The organism is Yinghuangia sp. YIM S09857, assembly GCF_051388915.1.
Taxonomy (GTDB): Bacteria; Actinomycetota; Actinomycetes; order Streptomycetales; family Streptomycetaceae; genus Yinghuangia.
The window spans coordinates 1-1,727 of record NZ_JBPKBH010000019.1 but is presented as its reverse complement, the minus strand read 5'-3'; the positions used below and the strand labels follow the sequence as shown (position 1 = coordinate 1,727).

Sequence of the window (1,727 nt, the reverse complement as noted above, 5' to 3'; positions counted from 1 at the left end):
TGCGTCGGCGGCGCTATCCGTCCGACATGTCCAACGCCGAATGGTCGCTGTTGGAACCGCTGTTGCCGGTCCCGGCCTGCCAGACCCCGGGCGGCGGCCGCCCAGAGAAGCACCACCGTCGCGACGTCGTGGACGCCATCCGCTACATCGTCGACAACGGCAACAAGTGGCGCGCGCTGCCCGCGGACTTCCCGCCGTTCCAAACGGTGTTCGGCTTCTTCAGCCGTTGGGCCGCGGCCGGGGTCGTCACCCATATCCGCGACCAGCTCCGCCGCCGGCTCAGGCTGCGCGCGGGCAAGTGCCCCCGTCCGGTCTCGGTCATCCTCGACTCCCAGTCGGTCAAGGCGGCCGAAACCGTCCGCCGATCGACTCGGGGCTATGACCCGGGCAAGAAGATCAACGGCAGGAAGCGGCACCTCGCCGTGGACAACCGCGGTCTGCTGGTGTCCGTGCTGGTCACCAGCGCGGACGTCCGCGACGCCGACGCCGCCCGCGATGTCCTTTGGCGGCTCCGCCTGACCAATCCGAGCGTGGTGATCGTCTGGGCCGACTCCGCATACGCAGGCCAGCTCGCCGACTGGACCGCGAAGCTCGGCATCACCCTCAAAACCGTCCCGCGACCGAAGAACCAGAAGGGGTTCATCGTCCTACCCAAGCGTTGGGTGGTCGAGAGAACGAATGCGTGGACACTGCGGGCCCGCCGAAACGTCCGGGACTACGAGACCCTGCCCATGCACAGCGAAGCCCACATCAACTGGGGAGCGATCGCGGTGATGACCAAACGCCTCACCCGCAAGGGTGCGACCGCGATCCGCACCACCGAGTCCTGGCGCAAGCGCGAACAGCACGCAGCCTAACCAGCGCATTCAACAATCGGTACCGGGGGCGACGCCGACGGACTCCGAGTACGTGCGCACCAACTTGCCTCGGTGGCCTTGAAGAAGCGGCCGGGGTCAGCCTGGAGCGATCTCGCCGCAGAGAACCGGCTCCATGACCAAGCTCCGATAGGTCAGGCCAACACCAAATCGCGCCTCGGCAACCGAGAAAAACAGCTCGACGGCATCGACGCCCTCCACAGTCTCCGCGCCAGGGCTGCCGCCGAGTGCGGCTATGTCCTCGTCGAAGAACCGGGGGCTGCGGCCCGCATGACCGCTCAGCGGCGGGTTCTTCCACGTGTTGATCGCGGTGACCAACACACCGTCCTCGGCATAGTTGAGGACGGCCATCGACTTGATGTTGTAGTGCAGCGACACGGCGGTCCCGCCGACTGACGCTGTGCACGTCACCTCTGGATTTGCGCTCCACGACGTGGACGCCTCGTCGCTCCAGGCCCAACCCCCATAGGTGCCGGCGCGCACCACGCACCCACCCCAGGAATCGAACGCCTCGTCGAAGTCCGGGTGAATCTCGTCCCCGTCTTCATCGAAATTGTCTGCCTGGCCCCGCACCGCGATGGTCCCTGGCGAGACTCCCAAGCGTTGGAGCAGGACTCGGGGCTCCTTCAGGCTGGCGAACGTCATGCTGCACCCGGACCGGTCACCGTGAAGCAACCACCCCAGCCCATGCCCCAAAGCCACGTCGATTCCCCCTTCAACTGTCTGCGCTTAGAGACTATCCACAACACTTCGATCGCAGTTCAAAGACGAGCTCTAAGAAGCCGTTGTCTTATCGAATGTGATCGCTGAGTTTCCGCTGGTCAGGCATGAAGTCCGGTGCTGTGCGGGAGG

At 65.5% G+C, this 1,727-nt stretch carries 2 protein-coding genes; one reads left to right on the top strand and one right to left on the bottom strand.

The annotated features are described in order from the left end of the window. Positions 1 to 857: IS5 family transposase (locus tag ACRX5S_RS31045; protein ID WP_436776484.1), on the top strand; the 857-nt coding region annotated here is incomplete at its 5' end. A gap of 96 nt (positions 858 to 953) precedes the next feature. Here the strand turns inward: ACRX5S_RS31045 and ACRX5S_RS31040 are convergent. Continuing rightward, positions 954 to 1,520, bottom strand: a complete 567-nt coding sequence (locus tag ACRX5S_RS31040) for a DUF6461 domain-containing protein (RefSeq protein WP_436776483.1) — start codon at positions 1,518 to 1,520, stop codon at positions 954 to 956. Positions 1,521 to 1,727 lie beyond the last annotated feature (207 nt).

Bases quoted from the DNA above. Each gene is read 5' to 3' on its own strand.
- ACRX5S_RS31040 (WP_436776483.1), bottom strand. From the start codon at position 1,520: ATGACGTTCGCCAGCCTGAAGGAGCCCCGAGTCCTGCTCCAACGCTTG.